Origin of the sequence: Capnocytophaga sp. oral taxon 323 (genome assembly GCF_001278825.1) — a bacterium.
GTDB lineage: Bacteria > Bacteroidota > Bacteroidia > Flavobacteriales > Flavobacteriaceae > Capnocytophaga > Capnocytophaga ochracea.
Map to the genome: position 1 here is coordinate 732,366 of NZ_CP012589.1, position 17,695 is coordinate 750,060.

Sequence of the window (17,695 nt, forward strand, 5' to 3'; positions counted from 1 at the left end):
AAAATGGCTAAAAAAGGTAATAGAATTCAGGTTATTTTGGAGTGCACTGAGCACAAAGAGTCTGGTTTACCAGGAACTTCACGTTACATCACTACCAAAAACAAAAAAAATACTCCAGATAGATTAGAGCTTAAGAAGTTCAACCCTATCCTCAAGAAAGTAACTGTTCATAAAGAAATTAAATAATTAAAACATTATGGCAAAGAAAACAGTAGCAACCCTACAAGGTAAATCTAAGAAGCATACTAAAGCTATCAAAATGGTGAAATCACCTAAAACAGGTGCTTATACTTTCGTAGAAAGCGTAATGGCTCCTGAGCTCGTTGATGAATTTTTGAAGAAGAAATAATTAAATTTTCTCTATTTTTATCATATTTAAAAAAAGCTGTCGTGAGACGGCTTTTTTGCATATATAAACTTTTTTACTACCTTTGCACTCATATCCTAAAATATACAATAAGCTATGGCATTGCAATTTCTGAAAAATATCTTTTCAAAAGAAAAGAAAGAAACCTTAGATAAAGGCTTAGAGAAATCTAAAAACAGCTTCTTTGACCGCTTAGGAAAAGCTCTCGTTGGGAAATCGAAAGTAGATGAAGAGGTGCTCGATGACCTTGAAGAAGTGCTTATTGCCAGTGACGTAGGGGTGAATACTACTCTTAAAATCATTGACCGTATAGAGGCTCGTGTGGCTAAAGACAAGTACTTAAATACTTCTGAACTGAATACTATCCTTCGTGAAGAAATAGCAGGACTTCTATCAGAAACCCATACAGGAGAAGCAACAGACTTTACTTTACCTACTGACAAAAAACCTTATGTGATGATGGTAGTAGGAGTAAACGGAGCTGGAAAGACCACTACTATCGGCAAGCTAGCAAGTCAGTTTACTAAAAAAGGCTTGAAAGTAGTATTAGGTGCTGCTGATACTTTCCGCGCCGCTGCGATTGACCAGCTACAAGTGTGGGCAGACCGTACCGGAGTGCCAATGATTAAACAGCAGTTAGGTAGCGACCCTGCTTCAGTAGCCTATGATACCCTTAGTTCAGCGGTAAAACAAAATGCTGATGTAGTAATTATTGATACGGCAGGACGCTTGCACAACAAAATCAATCTAATGAACGAGCTTTCTAAAATCAAGCGCGTGATGCAAAAAGTGATTCCTGATGCTCCTCACGAAGTGCTGTTAGTACTCGATGGTTCTACTGGACAAAATGCCTTTGAGCAAGCTAAAGAATTTACCAAAGCCACTGAAGTAACCGCTTTGGCTGTTACTAAATTGGACGGTACCGCCAAGGGGGGTGTGGTAATAGGCATCTCTGACCAATTTCAGATTCCTGTAAAATACATAGGAGTAGGAGAAGGTATAGACGACTTACAAATTTTTAACAAATATGAGTTCGTAGATTCTTTCTTTAAAGAATAACAACTTCAAAACTAAAATGAGTAATTGATTAACATTATACTAAAAGCGAACCTTTATTGTATCGGTCATCGCATAAGCTTGGCAAGTAAGAATATAGCCTTGCGATACTTCTTCTTCGCTGAGGGTTTCATTCTTCGCCATTTTGGCTTCTCCCTCCTCTACCCTACCGATACAGCTACTACACACGCCGTTCAGGCAAGAGTAAGGTGCATCGTAGCCACGTAAGAGTGCCGAACTGAGAAGTGTTTGGTTGCGCGCACTCTCAAAGCTGTGCGTCTGTCCGTTAAGTTCAAGAGTAATGGCGACATTGCCTTGTAGGGTGCTGTAATCTATCTCAGCTGGCGATGCCTCAAAAAGCTCTGTAAAAATGCGGTCTTTATCTATCCCTCTTAACAAGAGTATCTCACGAAGGTTTTTCACCAATTCCGTAGGACCACAAGCATAGTAACGCCCCCAGTTAAGATCTTTGTATTTAGCAAAAATCTCGTTTACTATCCTATCGTTGATGCGCCCCGTATAGTGGTCGCCCCAAGGCCGCTGACTGAAAGCGTAGTGGACAAAAAAGCGTTCGGGATACTGAATGCGGAGGGCTTCTATTTCATCAAAAAACAAAGCCTCCTCTTTAGACTTATTACCATAGACAAATACTACCTTGATATTCGTTTTAGACAAGGCTGTTTTAGCAATGCTCATCATAGGAGTTACACCACTTCCTGCCGAGAAGAGCATAATATCGCGATTGCCAAAGATGTCGTAGAAGAATACGAAAGAACCCTTAGGCGGCATCACTTCTAATACATCACCTGCTTTGAGTTGGGTCGTCGCATAGGTAGAGAACACACCATTAGGCACGCGCTTTACGGCTACGCTCAGTTCACTTTCGTTCACTCCAGAGCAAATAGAATAAGCACGACGCACTTTTTCTCCACGAATCGTTTGCTGGAGAGTAAGGTATTCGCCAGCTTCAAAGTGAAATACTTTCTTCAATAACTCAGGTACTTCAAAGGTAATCATTACCGATGAAGTAGTAAGTTGTGTGATTTTAGATATGGTTAGTTCGTAAAATCGATTCATTTGTACATTTCATTCAAGCCAAAATAGCCAGAGGTAGAAGTACCAAGCTTCTCAAAGTAAAAAGTTTCTTTCGACGCTGATCGCGAAGCTCTTCCGGCAACATTCCCTGTAATTTCTTGTAAAGTGCGAGCCAAAAGAGGTTCAGTTTCGTCGCCTAATACCCCTAAATCATTTACAATCTCACTAATCTGGATATTAGGTTCTAAGCCATTTACGTAATCACCCACACCTTTAGCATTTTCTATCTTCATTACCAAGGGTTGCATCGCCCATTTGTGCTTAGGGTTTTTAACTTTTCGTTGCTTATCGGTAAAGTCGTAAACAGTCACCGAGCCTTGGTTCTTACCCATTGTGGTTTCACCTATCTGCACTACATCTATGTAGGCTTTAAGACCATTGATAACCAATTCACTGGCTGAAGCTGTCCCGTCCGAAGTAATTACATACACTTTGTTAAGTCGCAGACTATTGATAGCCACCTGCCGACTGCCTTTTACCATATTAGACGTAAAATACTCTCTTTCATTCCCTCTAAAAGGTTGCAACTTGCTATTCCATTTTTCTACCGCAAACACCTGTCCGTTAAACTGACCTGTAATCATCGATGCTAAGTAAGTAGCCGAATTAACGCTTCCCCCACCATTGTAACGCAAATCGAGTATTAAGTCAGTAACCCCCTCTGCTTTAAACTCCGCAAAGGCATCGTTCAGTGTCTCATCAAAATCAGATACAAAAGCATTGTAGATCAGGTAAGCTATTTTTTTACCTCCCTTGTTGAATACTTTATGAATAAGTACAGGGTTTTCAGGGGTTTGGTTTTGATTTAAAGTATAGGTTTTCCCTGTAGGAGTTGCTTTGCCATTCACAATTCTAAAGGTTGAAAACGAGATGACACCCGTATTTTGCAACAGTTGAAGATAATTAGAACGGTTAAGTGATTGCCCGTTGATAGTGGTTATCAAATCCCCCCGTTGCAAACCTTGTTGTTCTGCCTCCGATTTAGGCACTACATAACGCACTACAGCATAAACTCTAGTTTTTGTTTCGTCTACAAAACCAAAAGCGTAGTTTATACCCACACTGGCGGTAATACCCTTGAATTGGTTTTCGAGATCGGTGTAATTATCGGTGATATAGCTAAAGCGATCTATTTCTTCATATCTATTAAGTAACCCTTTATAGAAAAGGACTTTAGGATTGCTAAAACTCTTTAAGAATTGAGTATAACTCTTATTTTTATCAGCTTTGGTATCAGCTAAACTACCAAAACGGTTGTTTTGCAAATTAGGCACATCGGCCTGCCACAAATAATACGTGTTAAGTCCCTTCCAAATAAAATCGCGTACGCGCAAATCGGTATCGTTACCGGTATAGTCAGAGCCCATAAAAGACACCTCATTGCCATTAGTAACAGGTTCTTTAGCACAAGATAACAAGCTGATAGCTATGAATATAGAGATAAACAAGTGTTTCATATTGAAAATATTTTTCCACAAAAGTAATACTTTTTTATATTTGCACAAATTTTGTACCAGATAAGAAGTAAAACTAAATACCGATACGTGAAGTGTGAAAAACAAAATTTTCTGTTTTACAGCATAAAAAGTAGCTCTTTTTTTCAACTAAAATAGAAGATTCCTTCGGTTTTCATACGCTTATTGTTCGTTCATCGTTCGTCATTCGTTCATTTGCCCGTGCGGCTCGCACCGTCATTTGTTCGTCATTTGTTCGTTCATCGTTCATCATTCGTTCATTTGCCCGTGCGGCTCGCACCGTCATTTGTTCGTCATTTGTTCGTCATTTGTTCGTCATTTGTTCGTCATTTGTTCGTCATTTGTTCGTCATTTGTTCGTCTTTTGTTCGTCATTTGTTCGTCATTTGTTCGTCATTTGTTCGTCATTTGTTCGTCATTTGTTCGTCATTTGTTCGTCATTTGTTCGTCATTTGTTCGTCATTTGTTCGTCATTTGTTCGTCATTTGTTCGTCTTTTGTTCGTTCATTGTTTGTCTTTTCATTATCTGCCTGTCGTGCTACGACTGTCCGTGCGGCTCGCACCTGCCTGTGTGGCTCACACTGCCCGTCGTGCTACGACCTCGCACTTTTTACCTTTTATCTTTTACCTTTTACCTAAATAGATAGAATGTCAGATATTATAAAATTACTCCCCGATCACGTAGCTAACCAGATAGCTGCTGGCGAAGTGATTCAGCGTCCCGCCTCAGCAGTCAAAGAGCTGATGGAGAATGCTATCGATGCCGGTGCTACCGAAATAAAACTGCTCATCAAAGACGCAGGCAAGACCCTCGTGCAGGTGATTGACAACGGTGTGGGAATGAGTACTACCGATGCGCGTATGGCTTTCGAGCGTCACGCCACCTCCAAAATACAAAAAGCAGAAGACCTTTTCCATTTGAAAACTAAAGGTTTCCGGGGGGAAGCCCTTGCCTCCATAGTGGCAATTGCGCACGTAGAGATGCAAACCAAGCGCCCAGAGGACGAGTTGGGTACCGAAATACACATCGAAGGCAGTAAGATTACGCGCCAAGAGCCCTGCGTATGCCCTACCGGTACGAGCATTGCGATGAAGAACCTCTTTTTCAACATTCCAGCGCGTCGCAACTTTCTAAAATCGGATACGGTGGAATTCCGTCATATACTCGATGAGTTTCACCGTGTTGCCTTGGCACACCCTGCAATTCATTTCTTTTTGTACAACAATGGCAACGAGCTGTTCAACCTACCAGCTACCAATTTCCGCCAACGCATTGTACATCTTTTTGGAAGCAAAACCAATGAAAAGTTAGTGCCTATCATCGCCGAAGACACACCTTTGGTGCAAATCAGCGGATTTATCGTAAAACCTGAGTATTTAGCAAAGACTAAAAACTTGCAGTTTTTGATGGTCAATCATAGGTTTGTAAAAAATCAATACCTCAACCACGCAATTGCTTCGGCTTACGAAGGTCTTATCCACACCGACCAGAAGGCGGAGTATTTCATCAGTTTAGAAGTAGACCCCACAACTATCGACATCAATATTCACCCTACGAAAACCGAAATTAAGTTTGAAGAAGAGCATAGTATTTATGCCCTACTGAAGTCGGCAGTAAAACACAGTTTGGGTCAGTTTAATATTGCTCCTACCCTCGATTTTAGCAAAGACCCTACTTTCGATATTCCTTATAACTACAAGGATAAAACCCCAGAGTTCCCTAAGATAGAAGTAGACCCCAATTTCAACCCATTTAAAGAAGAATATGTAAGCCGAAGCAGTGGAAGCGATAGCCATAGTAATTTCGGCTCTTACAGCAAAAAAGCACCTACGTGGGAGAGTTTGTACACGGGCATTGAATCTTCCATCAATACCTCAACCCCTGAAACTATCGTGAGTTCGCTCTTTGAAACCGAACCTACACGAAGCCAAGGTAAGAAAATCATTGCTTTGGCAAAGAAATACCTCATAACTACTTTGGAAGGAGAGCTTATCATCATCAATATCAACAGGGCGCACCAACGTATCTTGTACGAAGATTTTATGAAGCATCTGCAATCCACCCATAGTGCAAGTCAGCAACTGATGTTCCCCTACAAACTGCCTTTTGCACCACACGAATTGGAAGTGATTGTACAACTGCGCGAGCTCTTTGAGTGCAGTGGCTTTATGTTTACCATAGAAACCGACAAGATTGTAGTAAGTGGGATTCCTCTGCACCTTACCGATAGTGAGATTCCTAATATTTTCAACGAACTCTTGCAACAGCATATCGAGGCATTACCCTCTACCGAAAACACTCAGAAAGAAGCCTTTGCTAAAGCTTTATGCAAGAGCTTAGCTGTAAAAACCGGACAGGTACTCAGTGAGGAAGAACAAGAAACTTTGATAAATAATTTGTTTAGTTGTCAAGAAGTATTAATTTCGCCTTTTGGAAAGCGAATTTATTACAACCTTTCAGTAAATGAAATAGAAAACCTATTTTAAATGCGAGTCGGATAGGCAATATAAGCATTATGAACATTGCTAATTAACCAATCTCTAACAACTAATAACTAAAGACTAAAATGGACAGAATATCTAAAACAGTACTACATCTGATTATTATCAATACGATAGTATTAATACTTACCGCATTGAATGAAAAAGGACTATTTTTACCTCAAATAAATATAGTTGGTTCTTTTGCCTTACATTATTTTGAGAATCCTAACTTTCACTGGTGGCAATATATCAGCTATATGTTTATGCACGCTGATTTTACACACCTGCTCTTTAATATGTACGCCTTATGGGCATTCGGGACTCCCTTAGAGAATATATGGGGGCGCAATAAGTTTCTATTCTTCTATTTCTCTTGTGGCGTAGGAGCAGCCTTACTTCATACGGGAGTAAATTACTACTATGTACATCACACCCTCGATGCTCTTGGCAGTATGGGAGTTACTATGGAAGATTTAATAAACACTGTCAATACTAATTCTTATCCCCGCGTGTGGACTGAAGTGGCTTCAGTCGATGCTATTAATAATATGGGGTCTACTTTCGCAAGTACTACCGTAGGCGCTTCAGGTGCTATTTATGGTATATTAGTGGCTTTTGGAATGTTCTTCCCCGATGCCAAACTGATGTTGTTCTTTATCCCCTACCCTATAGCGGCTCGTTATTTTATCCCTTTACTTGTAGCCTTAGACTTAATAATGGGATTTGTGGGAGGAATTACTATTTTCGGTGGTAATATCGCTCACTTTGCACACGTAGGAGGGGCTCTCATAGGCTTCCTAATTATGTTGTACTGGAAAAAGCACAACTTTGATAAGAATAGATGGGACAGAAGATTGTAAAGAGCCTTTAAGTAGAATCCTATTTTTTAATAACAAATGATATGCAAAATATTCAAATTCCAGAAAACTGGACTGTCTATATCGGCAGATTAGAAGATAACCCCGCTGTATTCCGCCTCAATTTAGGATTAGAGGAAATTGCTCCTATCACCCAATACCCTCAAAGCGTACGCCTTACTTTTGAGCTAAAAGAACCTGATGAAAACGGTTTTTCAAATAACCGAGAACGTGACTTCCTCTATACGATAGAAGATGAAGAAATAATGCCTTTGCTTAATGAAAGAGATATCTTAGCGGGTATTGTCACTTATCAAGGCACTATCACGTGGTATTTTTATACCGAAAATACTTCTGATTTAGAAAAACGCTTGCAATCAGTAGTAACTAAACACCCTGATTATAGCACTCAAATCAAAACTACTGACGATACTGATTGGAAGATTTACTTTGAATTTCTTTTCCCTAATATCTACGAAATGCAAAGCATTCACAATAGTAATTTGCAAGAACATTGTGAAGAGGCAGGCGACCATACCGACCAAGAGCGCCCTATTGAACACTGGTTGTATTTCCAAACTGAAAAGGATATGAATAGTGCTATTACAAAAGCTGAATCCTTAGGCTTTTTAGTATATAACAGAGATAAAATAGAGCCCGAAGAGGGTGAAGATCCTAATGAAGATTTAGGTTACCGCCTTATCCTCAGTAAAGTAAATAGTGTAGACAACATCGACCCCGATACGTGGGATTTGATAGACCTCGCTCTCGATACTCACGGCGAATACGACGGCTGGGAAACAGTCTTAGTTAAGTAAAAATAATTAACCATTTATCATTAAACATTAATCATTATTTTGAACTTAGAAAGTAAAAAAACAATTGTAGAGAAAAGTGCTAAAGACCTCTTTGCGCTCTTAGAAAATGTAGCTAATTTTGAACGACTGATGCCCGATAATATTAGTAAGTTCCAAATGCTCAGCGAGCAGTCCTTTGTGTTTGCTCTAAAAGGAATGCCTGAAATTTCTTTAGAAAAGAAAAGTAGTACCCCCAGCAGTCAGTTGGTATTAGGTGAAGCAAAAGGTAAGATTCCTTTTCAGCTTACTGCCAATATTACGGAAGTATCGAACAATGAGAGTGAGGTACAACTACTTTTCGAGGGCAACTTCAACCCCGTAATGGCAATGATGGTAAAGACACCTATCAGTAAGTTTATGGAAACCTTAGTAACCAAAATGAAAGAATTATAATGGCTGGAAATAGTATAGGTACACTCTTTAGGCTCACCACCTTTGGCGAATCGCACGGCGAAGCCTTAGGAGGAATTATAGACGGCTGTCCACCTAATATAACCTTAGACTTTGAAGCTATACAGCACGAACTCGACCGTCGAAAACCAGGGCAGTCAGCGATTGTTACGCAACGCAAAGAGGGAGACAAGGTACGCTTTCTTTCGGGTATTTTAAACGGTAAAACCACGGGTACACCTATTGGTTTTATCATTGAGAACGAAAATCAGCATTCAGCTGACTATACCCATATAGCCGAGGTATACCGCCCCAGCCACGCCGATTATGTATATCAACAGAAATACGGTATACGTGACTATCGTGGAGGCGGTCGCTCGTCAGCGCGTGAAACAGCTTGTCGGGTAGTAGCAGGAGCTATTGCAAAACAGATACTGAAAGGTGTACAAATTACCGCTTATGTATCGAGTGTAGGTGAGCTTACCCTTACCAAACCCTATACTGACCTCGATTTGGCAATAACCGAAACTAATGCCGTGCGCTGTCCCGACCCTACCTTAGCGGAACAAATGGAAGCCTACATCAAAGCCATTCGTAAGGAGGGTGACACCATAGGCGGGGTAGTAAGTTGTGTAGTAAAAGGAGTACCCGTAGGTTTAGGTGAACCTGTATTCGATAAGCTCCACGCACAGCTTGGCAAAGCGATGCTCTCTATCAATGCGGTTAAAGGCTTTGAATACGGCAGTGGTTTTGCAGGCACTGCAATGCGCGGTAGCCAGCACAACGACCTTTTTAACCCCGATGGCACTACCCAAACCAACTATTCAGGCGGGATACAAGGCGGTATCAGCAATGGTATGGATATTTATTTTAGAGTAGCTTTTAAGCCTGTAGCTACCCTTATGCAAGAGCAACCCGCACTCGATACACACGGCAACATCGTAACAATGCAAGGTAAAGGCAGACACGACCCTTGTGTAGTACCTCGTGCAGTACCTATCGTCGAGGCTATGACCGCAATCGTATTATTAGATTTTTACTTGTTAAATAATAGTTATCAGTTCTGACAATTAATCATTAAAAAATGAACTCAAAAGAAATAGCAAATGGTATATTGCGTGCCGTAGGGATTATTGTATTGGTAGCCTTAGGGCTCTACACCCTTTACTTACTGCAATCTATTATCATTTACCTCATTGTATCGCTGGTACTGACATTGATGGGCAAACCTCTTATACAGTTTTTTTACAAAAAGCTGAAAATAAAAAACCGAACCTTATGTGTGGTTCTTACAATGTTATTGTTCGTGGTATTGAGCCTTGGGGTATTCAGTTTATTTATCCCTTTGCTTATTTCGCAAGGCAAGAACCTCTCAAGTTTTAATATAGACTTGCTGAAGGACAATCTTGACGCCCTCCTCCACCAAACTCTTAGCAAGGTCGGACTTCAGAGAGAAGATTACTCTTTTGGAGTACAAGAGATGTTGAATTTCATCGATATTCCTAACTTCCTAAACTCTTTTATCTCGTTTATCAGTAGTTTTGGGGTAGGATTCTTCTCAGTGCTTTTTATTACCTTCTTCTTTATGAAAGACGGTGACAGAATACTTATTGCATTGCTTTCTATTTTCTCTCCTAAACGCAAACGCAAACTTAAAACCTCTATTTTCAAAATAAACAACCTATTGTCGCGTTATTTTGTAGGATTAATACTACAACTTACTATTCTTTTTATAATTTACACCATAGTATTGCTTATTTTCGGGGTAGAAAATGCTTTTATCATAGCCCTTTTATGTGCTTTACTGAACCTTATTCCTTATATAGGCCCAATGATAGGTTTTATACTAATGGCTTTACTTACAATGAGTAGCAACCTACAAAACGATTTTATGACGGTAAGTCTGCCTACTACTATCTATGTGTTGATAGGGTTCATAATAGGTCAGTTTATTGATAATTTCTTTTCTCAACCGCTTATTTTCTCTAATTCAGTAAAATCTACTGCCTTAGAGATTTTCCTCATTACCCTTATCAGTGGTACACTTTTCGGGATAACAGGAATGGTAGTGGCTATTCCCGCCTATACGGTACTGAAAGTAGTGTTAAAAGAGTTTTTCCCGAACAACAAGATTGTAGAACTTCTCACTAAAAACATATAGCTATGAAACCTCTTGCTCTCTTCGCTCTGAATTAGACAAATGGTGAAAAACTCCGATTTTTAGGAAAAGAATGAACAAACAAATGACGGTGCGAGCCGCACGGGCAGTCGTAGCACGACAGGCAGATAATGAAAAGACAAATAATGAATGAACGAACAATGAACGAACAAAAGACGAACAAAAGACGAACAATGAACGAACAATGAACGAACAAAAGACGAACAATGAACGAACAATGAACGAACAATGAACGAACAATGAACGAACAATGAACGAAGCTAAACTGAAGCTAAGACAAAGGTATAATCTTAGAAAACTGAATACTAATTGCTTTTTTAAGGTAATAAAACTTTGAAAAAAACGCAATGATTTTAGAGTTTTTATGATTTTTAGACTTCAATAAAGTAAATCTCATTTACTTCGGACAATCAGGATTTAAATAGCTATTATTCAAACATATAAAATTACATATAAATAAAAAAGTGATTAAAATAGTTTTTATTCAAAATATTATTCGTAACTTTGTAGCCTAATATCAAACTTGATAAATTTTAAAAGAAATGAGTAAATACGACGTTATTGTATTAGGAAGTGGTCCTGGTGGGTATGTTACTGCCATTCGCGCTTCTCAATTAGGGTTTAAAACCGCTGTTATTGAAAAAGAAAACCTCGGTGGTATTTGTTTGAACTGGGGTTGTATTCCTACGAAAGCTTTGTTAAAATCAGCGCAAGTGTTTGAATACCTAAAGCACGCTGAGAACTATGGTATCACCGTAAAAAAAGAGTCTTTTGACAAAGATTTTTATGCGGTTATCAAACGTAGCCGCGAGGTAGCTGCTACAATGAGCAAAGGGGTGCAGTTCTTGATGAAAAAGAACAAAATAGATGTGATAATGGGCTATGGTACCCTAAAAGCTGGCAAGAAAGTAGACGTAAAAGATAAAGATGGCAAAGTAACTGAATACAGTGCTGACCACATTATTATTGCTACTGGAGCACGTTCACGCGAGTTGCCTGCTTTACCTCAAGACGGCAAGAAAATTATCGGTTACCGCCAAGCACTTACGCTCCCTGAGCAACCTAAGAAAATGATTGTAGTAGGTAGTGGGGCTATCGGTATTGAGTTTGCTTACTTCTATAACGCTATGGGTACTGAAGTAACCATCGTAGAGTTTATGCCTAACATTGTTCCTGTGGAAGATGAGGATATCTCTAAACAATTAGAAAAGAGCCTTACAAAATCAGGTATCAATATTATGACTTCGGCTGAGGTAACCAAAGTAGATACTTCTGGAAAAGGTGTAAAAGCATTTGTGAAAACAGCCAAAGGCGAAGAAGTTTTAGAAGCTGATATCTTGCTTTCAGCCGTAGGTATCAAAACAAATATTGAAAATATCGGTTTGGAAGCGGTAGGTATCAAAACTGAACGCGATAAAATTCAAGTAAACGAGTTCTACCAAACTAATGTTCCTGGCTATTACGCTATTGGTGACGTAGTTCCTGGTCAAGCCTTAGCTCACGTAGCTTCAGCAGAAGGTATTATTTGCGTTGAAAAGATTAAAGGAATGCACGTAGAACCACTTAACTATGGTAATATTCCTGGTTGTACTTACTGCACTCCTGAAATTGCTTCAGTAGGTCTGACCGAAAAACAAGCTAAAGAAAAAGGCTATGAAATAAAAGTAGGTAAGTTCCCATTCACTGCCTCAGGAAAAGCAAATGCAGCGGGTACTACTGAAGGCTTTATAAAAGTAATCTTTGATGCTAAATATGGCGAATGGTTAGGTTGCCATATGATTGGCGCCGGCGTTACTGATATGATTGCTGAAGCGGTAGTAGCTCGTAAGTTGGAAACTACAGGACACGAAATCATCAAAGCGGTACACCCACACCCTACAATGAGCGAAGGTGTAAAAGAAGCAGTAGCAGCTGCTTATGGTGAAGCTATCGACATTTAATATTTTTGTTCCAATAAATTCATAAACGCAAGAAACTCCAAGTAAAAAAGATTTTACTTGGAGTTTTTTTATTAGTGGAAATTTGAGATAAGAAATCTAACAGACTGTTAGTTATGATTAACTTTGGCTAAGTTTAAAACTTTAGCTAAGTGTGGGAGTAAAAAACAGCATTGTATTATGTTAAAATAGTGCTAAAAGAGCGTTTGTAGCACCTCTAATGATTTTATTTGTCTAAAACTGGGGAAGTGCCATTCGTAGTATTTAAGCAGTTGAAAAAGCAATGCATTACGCTCGTTCTTATTGCTTTTAACGGTTGACAACTGATGATAATCGGTGTGTAGGAGGGTTTTGAATAGCAACAAGGTAGCGCCTGTAATGGTGTATTTGCTTTCATCGGTAGTACTGAAAATGCCGTCTTCCAACGAAAAGGAGGGCAAATGCTCGTGAGTGGTATCGGGGTAAAAGCCGAGATAGCGAGTGATATCAAGCAGAAACTTTAAGTGAAAATTGGCAGAGAAGTCGTTTCTATCAAAAAAGAGGAGCTTCTGTTCTAAAAACAAAAACATTTCTTCATCGGGAGCTTCAGATGTGCAAACAAAAGCACATACTTCAGAAAGAAACATACTTACAGCACTCTTATACATATCAGTATGTAACGAGTAATAAGGGACGGCTATCTTAGCTTCCTTTACACGTCCTAACGTACCGTTATTTTTATGGGTAGCCACCAGTTCTAACAGCATAAAAGGCTGAAAAAGGGCTGTTTTTAAGTTCCCTTTCTTCTGTGCTAAAACGCCTTGTAACAAATAGCTACGAGTACCCATCGTTTGAGTAAAACACTTCACTATAAGACTGTTATCACTGTATTTGAGGCTTGAAATAACTATGGCTCGGACTTTATCGTACATATTTCTTCTATAAATAGCGTTGCAAAAATACAAAAAAGACTTCAATAGGACGTAATTGATGATATAAATGAAAGGTAACGCCAATAATACCAATGAGAAAATGAGAAAATTAGAGAATTAGTAAATGGGGTACGAGCTTGAGTTAGAGGAATGAGGCTGTGCCTTGTGAAGTAACTTTTTGGAACATTAACTTTGGCAAAGGTCGTAGCACGACGGGCATAGAAAATTAGAGAATTAGGAAATTTGGAAATTAGCAAATGGGTAGTGATAAAAAAGGTTTTTTGACGGGTCTGACTTGTCGGACATATTGGACTGGTCTGAGTTATCGGAGGAAAACGAAAAATATAAAAAGTGAGTTGAAAGGATTTTTGGTGAAAAAAGGGTGTAAGGAGGGTGGGGTTAGCTTATAGAGAGCTTATAGGAAGCTTATACGAATCTTGGACGATTGGTATAGAAAGGGTATATAAAAAGTTGATTCATAATACAATACAACAAGGCTAAAAATGTTAAAAACGGGGTTTCGAGGCGAAAGAAAGAGAAAAGGCACTAGGCATTAGGCCATAGGCAATAGGGGGAAGTATGACGGAAAGAAGAAGGAATCATTAGGAAATTAGTAGGTTAGTGGAAATATTGGAGAATCTTGGAGGGAGTTTGAATATAATGAGAGCATTTGTAATTCGCAATTATTTTGTACCTTTGCACCCATAATGAGCAAAAATAAGCATATAACCATTGAAAATGTAACCGTGATTGATGCAGGAGCCAAAGGCAAAAGCATTGCTAAAGCCCCTGACGGACGTGTGATATTTATAAGTAACGCTATTCCTGGTGATGTAGTAGATGTGCAGACCACCAAGAAGAAATCGGCTTATTATGAAGGTTTTGTAACTAAATATCACCAACTATCAGAGCAACGAGTAACGCCCGTATGTTCTCACTTCGGCTATTGTGGCGGTTGCAAATGGCAAGATATGAACTACCAAAGTCAGCTATTTTACAAGCAGAAAGAAGTAGAAAACAACTTAGTACGATTGGGTAGGATAGAAATTCCTGCTGTGATGCCTATCATAGGCTCTGACGAGACTTATTACTACCGCAACAAAATGGAGTTTTCTTTTTCGGATATGCGCTGGCTTACTCCCGATGAAATTAAGAAAGCCGACGAAATAGACAATCGGAATGCCTTAGGTTTTCACATAGCAGGAGCTTGGGACAAGATTTTAGACATAGACAAATGTTACTTGCAAGCCGACCCTTCTAACGCGATACGCTTGGAGATAAAGCGTTTTGCCTTGGCGAACGAAATGCCTTTTTACAGTCCGAGGCAACAAACAGGCTTATTGCGTACTATGATGATACGCATTAGCTCCATTGGGCAAATAATGGTAATGATACAGTTCTTCCGCAACGACCCTAAAATTACACTGCTCCTCGACCATATTGCAGAGACATTCCCGATGATTACCTCTTTGCAATACTGTATCAATAGCAAAGGCAACGATGCTATTTATGACCAAGAACTTATTTGCTATAAAGGTACTGACTGTATTTATGAGGAAATGGAAGGGTTGCGATTTAAAATCAATGCCAAGTCGTTTTACCAAACTAACTCGGCACAAGCGTACAAGCTGTACCAAGTAGCTCGTAACTTTGCCGATTTAAAGGGCGATGAATTAGTGTACGACCTTTATACGGGAACGGGCACTATTGCGCAGTTTGTAGCCAAAAAAGCGAAAAAAGTGATAGGGGTAGAAGCTGTACCAGAGGCTATAGCAGATGCCAAAGACAATGCTTTTGCCAATGGTATTGAGAATGTTACTTTTTACGTGGGAGATATGAAAAACATTTTCAACGACACTTTTATAGAAGAAAACGGCACCCCTGATGTGATTATCACCGACCCTCCTCGCGACGGTATGCACAAAGATGTAGTAGCTAAAATTCTTCAAATAGCCCCCAAAAAGATAGTATATGTAAGTTGCAATAGTGCAACGCAAGCGCGAGACCTTTCCTTGCTTGATGTAACTTATAAAGTGACCAAAGTTCAGCCCGTGGATATGTTTCCACAAACCTACCACGTAGAGAATGTTGTTTTATTAGAAAAGAGAAATGAAAAAAGCTGAAAAAGTAAACTTTATCATCGATACACTGGAAAGTATCTATCCTGAAATTACTATACCCCTACAACACAAAGACCCTTATACGCTACTGATAGCCGTACTCTTATCGGCACAAACTACCGATGCACGGGTGAACCAAATCACGCCTATTCTATTTAGCAAAGCGGACAATCCGTATGATATGGTACTACTTTCGGTAGACGAAATACAGGAGATTATCAAACCCTTAGGGCTTGCCCCTATGAAATCTAAAGGTATTCACGGGCTTTCCCAAATACTTATAGACAAATACAACGGCGAAGTTCCTCAAACCTTTGAGGCTTTAGAGGCTCTCCCCTCAGTAGGACATAAAACTGCCAGCGTTGTTCTTGCACAAGCCTTTGGCATTCCGACCTTCCCCGTTGATACCCATATACACCGACTGATGCACCGCTGGAAGCTTTCCGACGGTAGTTCGGTAGTGCAAACGGAGAAAGATGCCAAACGACTCTTCCCCAAAGAAAAATGGAACAAACTGCACGTGCAAATCATCTTGTACGGGCGCGAATACAGTCCGGCGAGAGGCTGGAATATGGAAAAAGATATTATAACCAAAACCATTATACAATCGAAAAAATGAATTTACAACAGCGAGACGAAAAACATTTGTGGCACCCGTATACCCAACATCAAACGGCTGCCAAACCTATCGGAATTGTGAAAGGAAAAGATGCTCTCCTTTGGGACGAGGACGGCAAAGAATACATAGATGCCATTGCCAGTTGGTGGGTGAACCCCTATGGGCATAGCAACGAGCGATTAGCCCAAGCTGCCTACAAACAACTCACCCAGTTAGAGCACGTACTCTTTGGTGGCTTTACACACCGACCTGCGGTAGAGCTTGCTGAAAAGCTTATCAGTATCCTGCCTAAAAACCAACAGAAAGTATTCTTCTCGGACAACGGTTCGACGGCAGTGGAAGTAGGTATCAAGATGGCGTTACAGTACTTTTTCAATAAAGGCGAGAAACGCTTTACGGTAGTTGCTTTTGAAGATGCATTTCACGGAGATACCTTTGCCGCTATGGCAGCTTCGGGTATTTCATTCTTTACTGATGCTTTTAAAGAACACTTGTTGAAAGTAGTGCGCATACCGTTACCCAAAAAAGGAAGCGATGCAGCTGCTAAAAAACTAAAAGAAGTGATTGCCGAACATCACCCTGCCGCCTTTATATTTGAGGCCTTAGTACAAGGAGCCTCAGGAATGCAAATCTATGAACCAGAAGCCTTAGACAAGCTGATTCATATAGCACAAGAAAATGGTGTGATTACCATTGCCGACGAGGTAATGACAGGCTTTGGGCGTACAGGACGCACTTTTGCTTCGGACTATCTTACTCATAAACCCGATATTATGTGCTTATCGAAAGCTCTTACAGGAGGAACGATTCCGCTTGCAGTAACTACTGCTACCCAAGAGATATTTGACGGTTTTTACAGTGAAGACGTGAACAAAGCTCTTTTCCACGGACATACCTTTACAGCAAACCCCACGGGCTGTGCGATTGCCTTAGAAGCTATTCGCATATTGGAAAGTGACGAAATGCAAGCCAACTTAAAACGTATTGCACGCCGTCATCAGGAGTTTTTAGCCCGTATTGCGAAATATCCATCGGTAGAGAATGCACGTACCTTAGGTGTTATTTTGGCATTCGACCTCAAAACCTCTCAAAATACTGACTACTACGGCTCATTCAGGGATAAACTGTACAACTTCTTCATCTCAGAAGGCGTAATACTGCGTCCGGTGGGAAATATTATCTACATTTTGCCCCCTTACATCATCACAGATGCTCAATTAGACCGAGTGTACGATGTTTTAGAAGAAGCAATACAGAAGTTCTCTAATCAGTAAGAGAAGAGAAAAACACATTTAAGAGACTATTTTCATAAGAGAATAGTCTCTTTTTTATTTAGTAACACAAGAGAA

At 39.8% G+C, this 17,695-nt stretch carries 18 protein-coding genes; 14 read left to right on the forward strand and 4 right to left on the reverse strand.

The genetic code is table 11. The annotated features are described in order from the left end of the window. Positions 1-3: 3 nt before the first annotated feature. From rpmG to ftsY, 3 genes are all read left to right on the forward strand, one after another. Entirely contained in the window at positions 4-186 is a 183-nt protein-coding gene (rpmG, locus tag AM608_RS03230) for a 50S ribosomal protein L33 (protein ID WP_002672545.1), read from the forward strand. 10 nt (positions 187-196) lie between these two features. Further along, positions 197-349: a DUF4295 domain-containing protein gene (locus tag AM608_RS11440; protein WP_002672546.1), complete on the forward strand. Its 153-nt coding sequence runs from the start codon at positions 197-199 to the stop codon at positions 347-349. 114 nt (positions 350-463) lie between these two features. Beyond that, on the forward strand, positions 464-1,426 hold the full coding sequence (gene ftsY, locus AM608_RS03235) for a signal recognition particle-docking protein FtsY (RefSeq protein WP_009417856.1): 963 nt from the start codon (positions 464-466) through the stop codon (positions 1,424-1,426). 39 nt (positions 1,427-1,465) lie between these two features. On the opposite strand, the gene AM608_RS03240 is transcribed toward ftsY, so the two are convergent. The 3 genes from AM608_RS03240 to AM608_RS12675 all read right to left on the reverse strand — a co-directional run bounded on the left by AM608_RS03240 (position 1,466) and on the right by AM608_RS12675 (position 4,273). After that, entirely contained in the window at positions 1,466-2,500 is a 1,035-nt protein-coding gene (locus tag AM608_RS03240) for a ferredoxin--NADP reductase (protein ID WP_053580753.1), read from the reverse strand. After that, positions 2,497-3,975, reverse strand: coding sequence for a S41 family peptidase (locus AM608_RS03245; protein WP_053581823.1), 1,479 nt, complete (start codon positions 3,973-3,975; stop codon positions 2,497-2,499). Before AM608_RS03245 ends, AM608_RS03240 begins: the two co-directional genes overlap by 4 nt. Positions 3,976-4,147: 172 nt before the next feature. Further along, complete coding sequence (locus AM608_RS12675; protein WP_256379121.1) at positions 4,148-4,273, reverse strand: hypothetical protein; 126 nt, start codon at positions 4,271-4,273, stop codon at positions 4,148-4,150. Between the two features lie 367 nt (positions 4,274-4,640). Between AM608_RS12675 and mutL the strand changes: the two genes are divergently transcribed. The 7 genes from mutL to lpdA all read left to right on the forward strand — a co-directional run bounded on the left by mutL (position 4,641) and on the right by lpdA (position 12,699). Beyond that, the gene (mutL, locus tag AM608_RS03250) at positions 4,641-6,479 is read left to right on the forward strand and encodes a DNA mismatch repair endonuclease MutL (RefSeq protein WP_053580754.1); all 1,839 of its coding nucleotides are present in this window, start codon (positions 4,641-4,643) and stop codon (positions 6,477-6,479) included. Positions 6,480-6,559: 80 nt separating this feature from the next. Then, positions 6,560-7,336, forward strand: coding sequence for a rhomboid family intramembrane serine protease (locus AM608_RS03255; RefSeq protein WP_009420020.1), 777 nt, complete (start codon positions 6,560-6,562; stop codon positions 7,334-7,336). 41 nt (positions 7,337-7,377) lie between these two features. Further along, entirely contained in the window at positions 7,378-8,151 is a 774-nt protein-coding gene (locus tag AM608_RS03260) for a DUF695 domain-containing protein (protein WP_053580755.1), read from the forward strand. 39 nt (positions 8,152-8,190) lie between these two features. Continuing rightward, positions 8,191-8,583: a hypothetical protein gene (locus AM608_RS03265; RefSeq protein WP_002672562.1), complete on the forward strand. Its 393-nt coding sequence runs from the start codon at positions 8,191-8,193 to the stop codon at positions 8,581-8,583. Continuing rightward, positions 8,583-9,647: a chorismate synthase gene (gene aroC / locus AM608_RS03270; RefSeq protein ID WP_053580756.1), complete on the forward strand. Its 1,065-nt coding sequence runs from the start codon at positions 8,583-8,585 to the stop codon at positions 9,645-9,647. The genes AM608_RS03265 and aroC overlap by 1 nt, the downstream gene beginning before the upstream one ends. 17 nt (positions 9,648-9,664) lie before the next feature. Next, a complete protein-coding gene (locus tag AM608_RS03275) occupies positions 9,665-10,741 on the forward strand; it encodes an AI-2E family transporter (RefSeq protein ID WP_053580757.1) in 1,077 nt (358 codons plus the stop codon). A gap of 560 nt (positions 10,742-11,301) precedes the next feature. After that, complete coding sequence (lpdA, locus tag AM608_RS03280; RefSeq protein ID WP_002672574.1) at positions 11,302-12,699, forward strand: dihydrolipoyl dehydrogenase; 1,398 nt, start codon at positions 11,302-11,304, stop codon at positions 12,697-12,699. Positions 12,700-12,890: 191 nt separating this feature from the next. Here the strand turns inward: lpdA and recO are convergent, their stop codons facing one another. After that, on the reverse strand, positions 12,891-13,607 hold the full coding sequence (gene recO, locus AM608_RS03285; RefSeq protein ID WP_053580758.1) for a DNA repair protein RecO: 717 nt from the start codon (positions 13,605-13,607) through the stop codon (positions 12,891-12,893). Positions 13,608-13,864: 257 nt separating this feature from the next. Between recO and AM608_RS12400 the strand changes: the two genes are divergently transcribed. The 4 genes from AM608_RS12400 (at position 13,865) to bioA (ending at position 17,620) form a co-directional block, all read left to right on the forward strand. After that, entirely contained in the window at positions 13,865-14,017 is a 153-nt protein-coding gene (locus AM608_RS12400; RefSeq protein WP_053580759.1) for a hypothetical protein, read from the forward strand. Between the two features lie 297 nt (positions 14,018-14,314). Next, on the forward strand, positions 14,315-15,730 hold the full coding sequence (gene rlmD / locus AM608_RS03295; protein ID WP_053580760.1) for a 23S rRNA (uracil(1939)-C(5))-methyltransferase RlmD: 1,416 nt from the start codon (positions 14,315-14,317) through the stop codon (positions 15,728-15,730). Beyond that, positions 15,717-16,346, forward strand: coding sequence for an endonuclease III (nth, locus tag AM608_RS03300; protein ID WP_009421392.1), 630 nt, complete (start codon positions 15,717-15,719; stop codon positions 16,344-16,346). Before rlmD ends, nth begins: the two co-directional genes overlap by 14 nt. Further along, complete coding sequence (bioA, locus tag AM608_RS03305) at positions 16,343-17,620, forward strand: adenosylmethionine--8-amino-7-oxononanoate transaminase (protein ID WP_002672582.1); 1,278 nt, start codon at positions 16,343-16,345, stop codon at positions 17,618-17,620. The genes nth and bioA overlap by 4 nt, the downstream gene beginning before the upstream one ends. The last annotated feature ends 75 nt before the right edge of the window (positions 17,621-17,695 follow it).

Bases quoted from the DNA above. Each gene is read 5' to 3' on its own strand.
- mutL (WP_053580754.1), top strand. From the start codon at position 4,641: ATGTCAGATATTATAAAATTACTCCCCGATCACGTAGCTAACCAGATA.
- aroC (WP_053580756.1), top strand. From the start codon at position 8,583: ATGGCTGGAAATAGTATAGGTACACTCTTTAGGCTCACCACCTTTGGC.
- AM608_RS12400 (WP_053580759.1), top strand. From the start codon at position 13,865: ATGGGTAGTGATAAAAAAGGTTTTTTGACGGGTCTGACTTGTCGGACA.
- AM608_RS11440 (WP_002672546.1), top strand. From the start codon at position 197: ATGGCAAAGAAAACAGTAGCAACCCTACAAGGTAAATCTAAGAAGCAT.
- rpmG (WP_002672545.1), top strand. From the start codon at position 4: ATGGCTAAAAAAGGTAATAGAATTCAGGTTATTTTGGAGTGCACTGAG.
- nth (WP_009421392.1), top strand. From the start codon at position 15,717: ATGAAAAAAGCTGAAAAAGTAAACTTTATCATCGATACACTGGAAAGT.
- AM608_RS03275 (WP_053580757.1), top strand. From the start codon at position 9,665: ATGAACTCAAAAGAAATAGCAAATGGTATATTGCGTGCCGTAGGGATT.
- rlmD (WP_053580760.1), top strand. From the start codon at position 14,315: ATGAGCAAAAATAAGCATATAACCATTGAAAATGTAACCGTGATTGAT.
- ftsY (WP_009417856.1), top strand. From the start codon at position 464: ATGGCATTGCAATTTCTGAAAAATATCTTTTCAAAAGAAAAGAAAGAA.
- AM608_RS03260 (WP_053580755.1), top strand. From the start codon at position 7,378: ATGCAAAATATTCAAATTCCAGAAAACTGGACTGTCTATATCGGCAGA.
- recO (WP_053580758.1), bottom strand. From the start codon at position 13,607: ATGTACGATAAAGTCCGAGCCATAGTTATTTCAAGCCTCAAATACAGT.
- AM608_RS03255 (WP_009420020.1), top strand. From the start codon at position 6,560: ATGGACAGAATATCTAAAACAGTACTACATCTGATTATTATCAATACG.
- lpdA (WP_002672574.1), top strand. From the start codon at position 11,302: ATGAGTAAATACGACGTTATTGTATTAGGAAGTGGTCCTGGTGGGTAT.
- bioA (WP_002672582.1), top strand. From the start codon at position 16,343: ATGAATTTACAACAGCGAGACGAAAAACATTTGTGGCACCCGTATACC.
- AM608_RS03245 (WP_053581823.1), bottom strand. From the start codon at position 3,975: ATGAAACACTTGTTTATCTCTATATTCATAGCTATCAGCTTGTTATCT.
- AM608_RS03240 (WP_053580753.1), bottom strand. From the start codon at position 2,500: ATGAATCGATTTTACGAACTAACCATATCTAAAATCACACAACTTACT.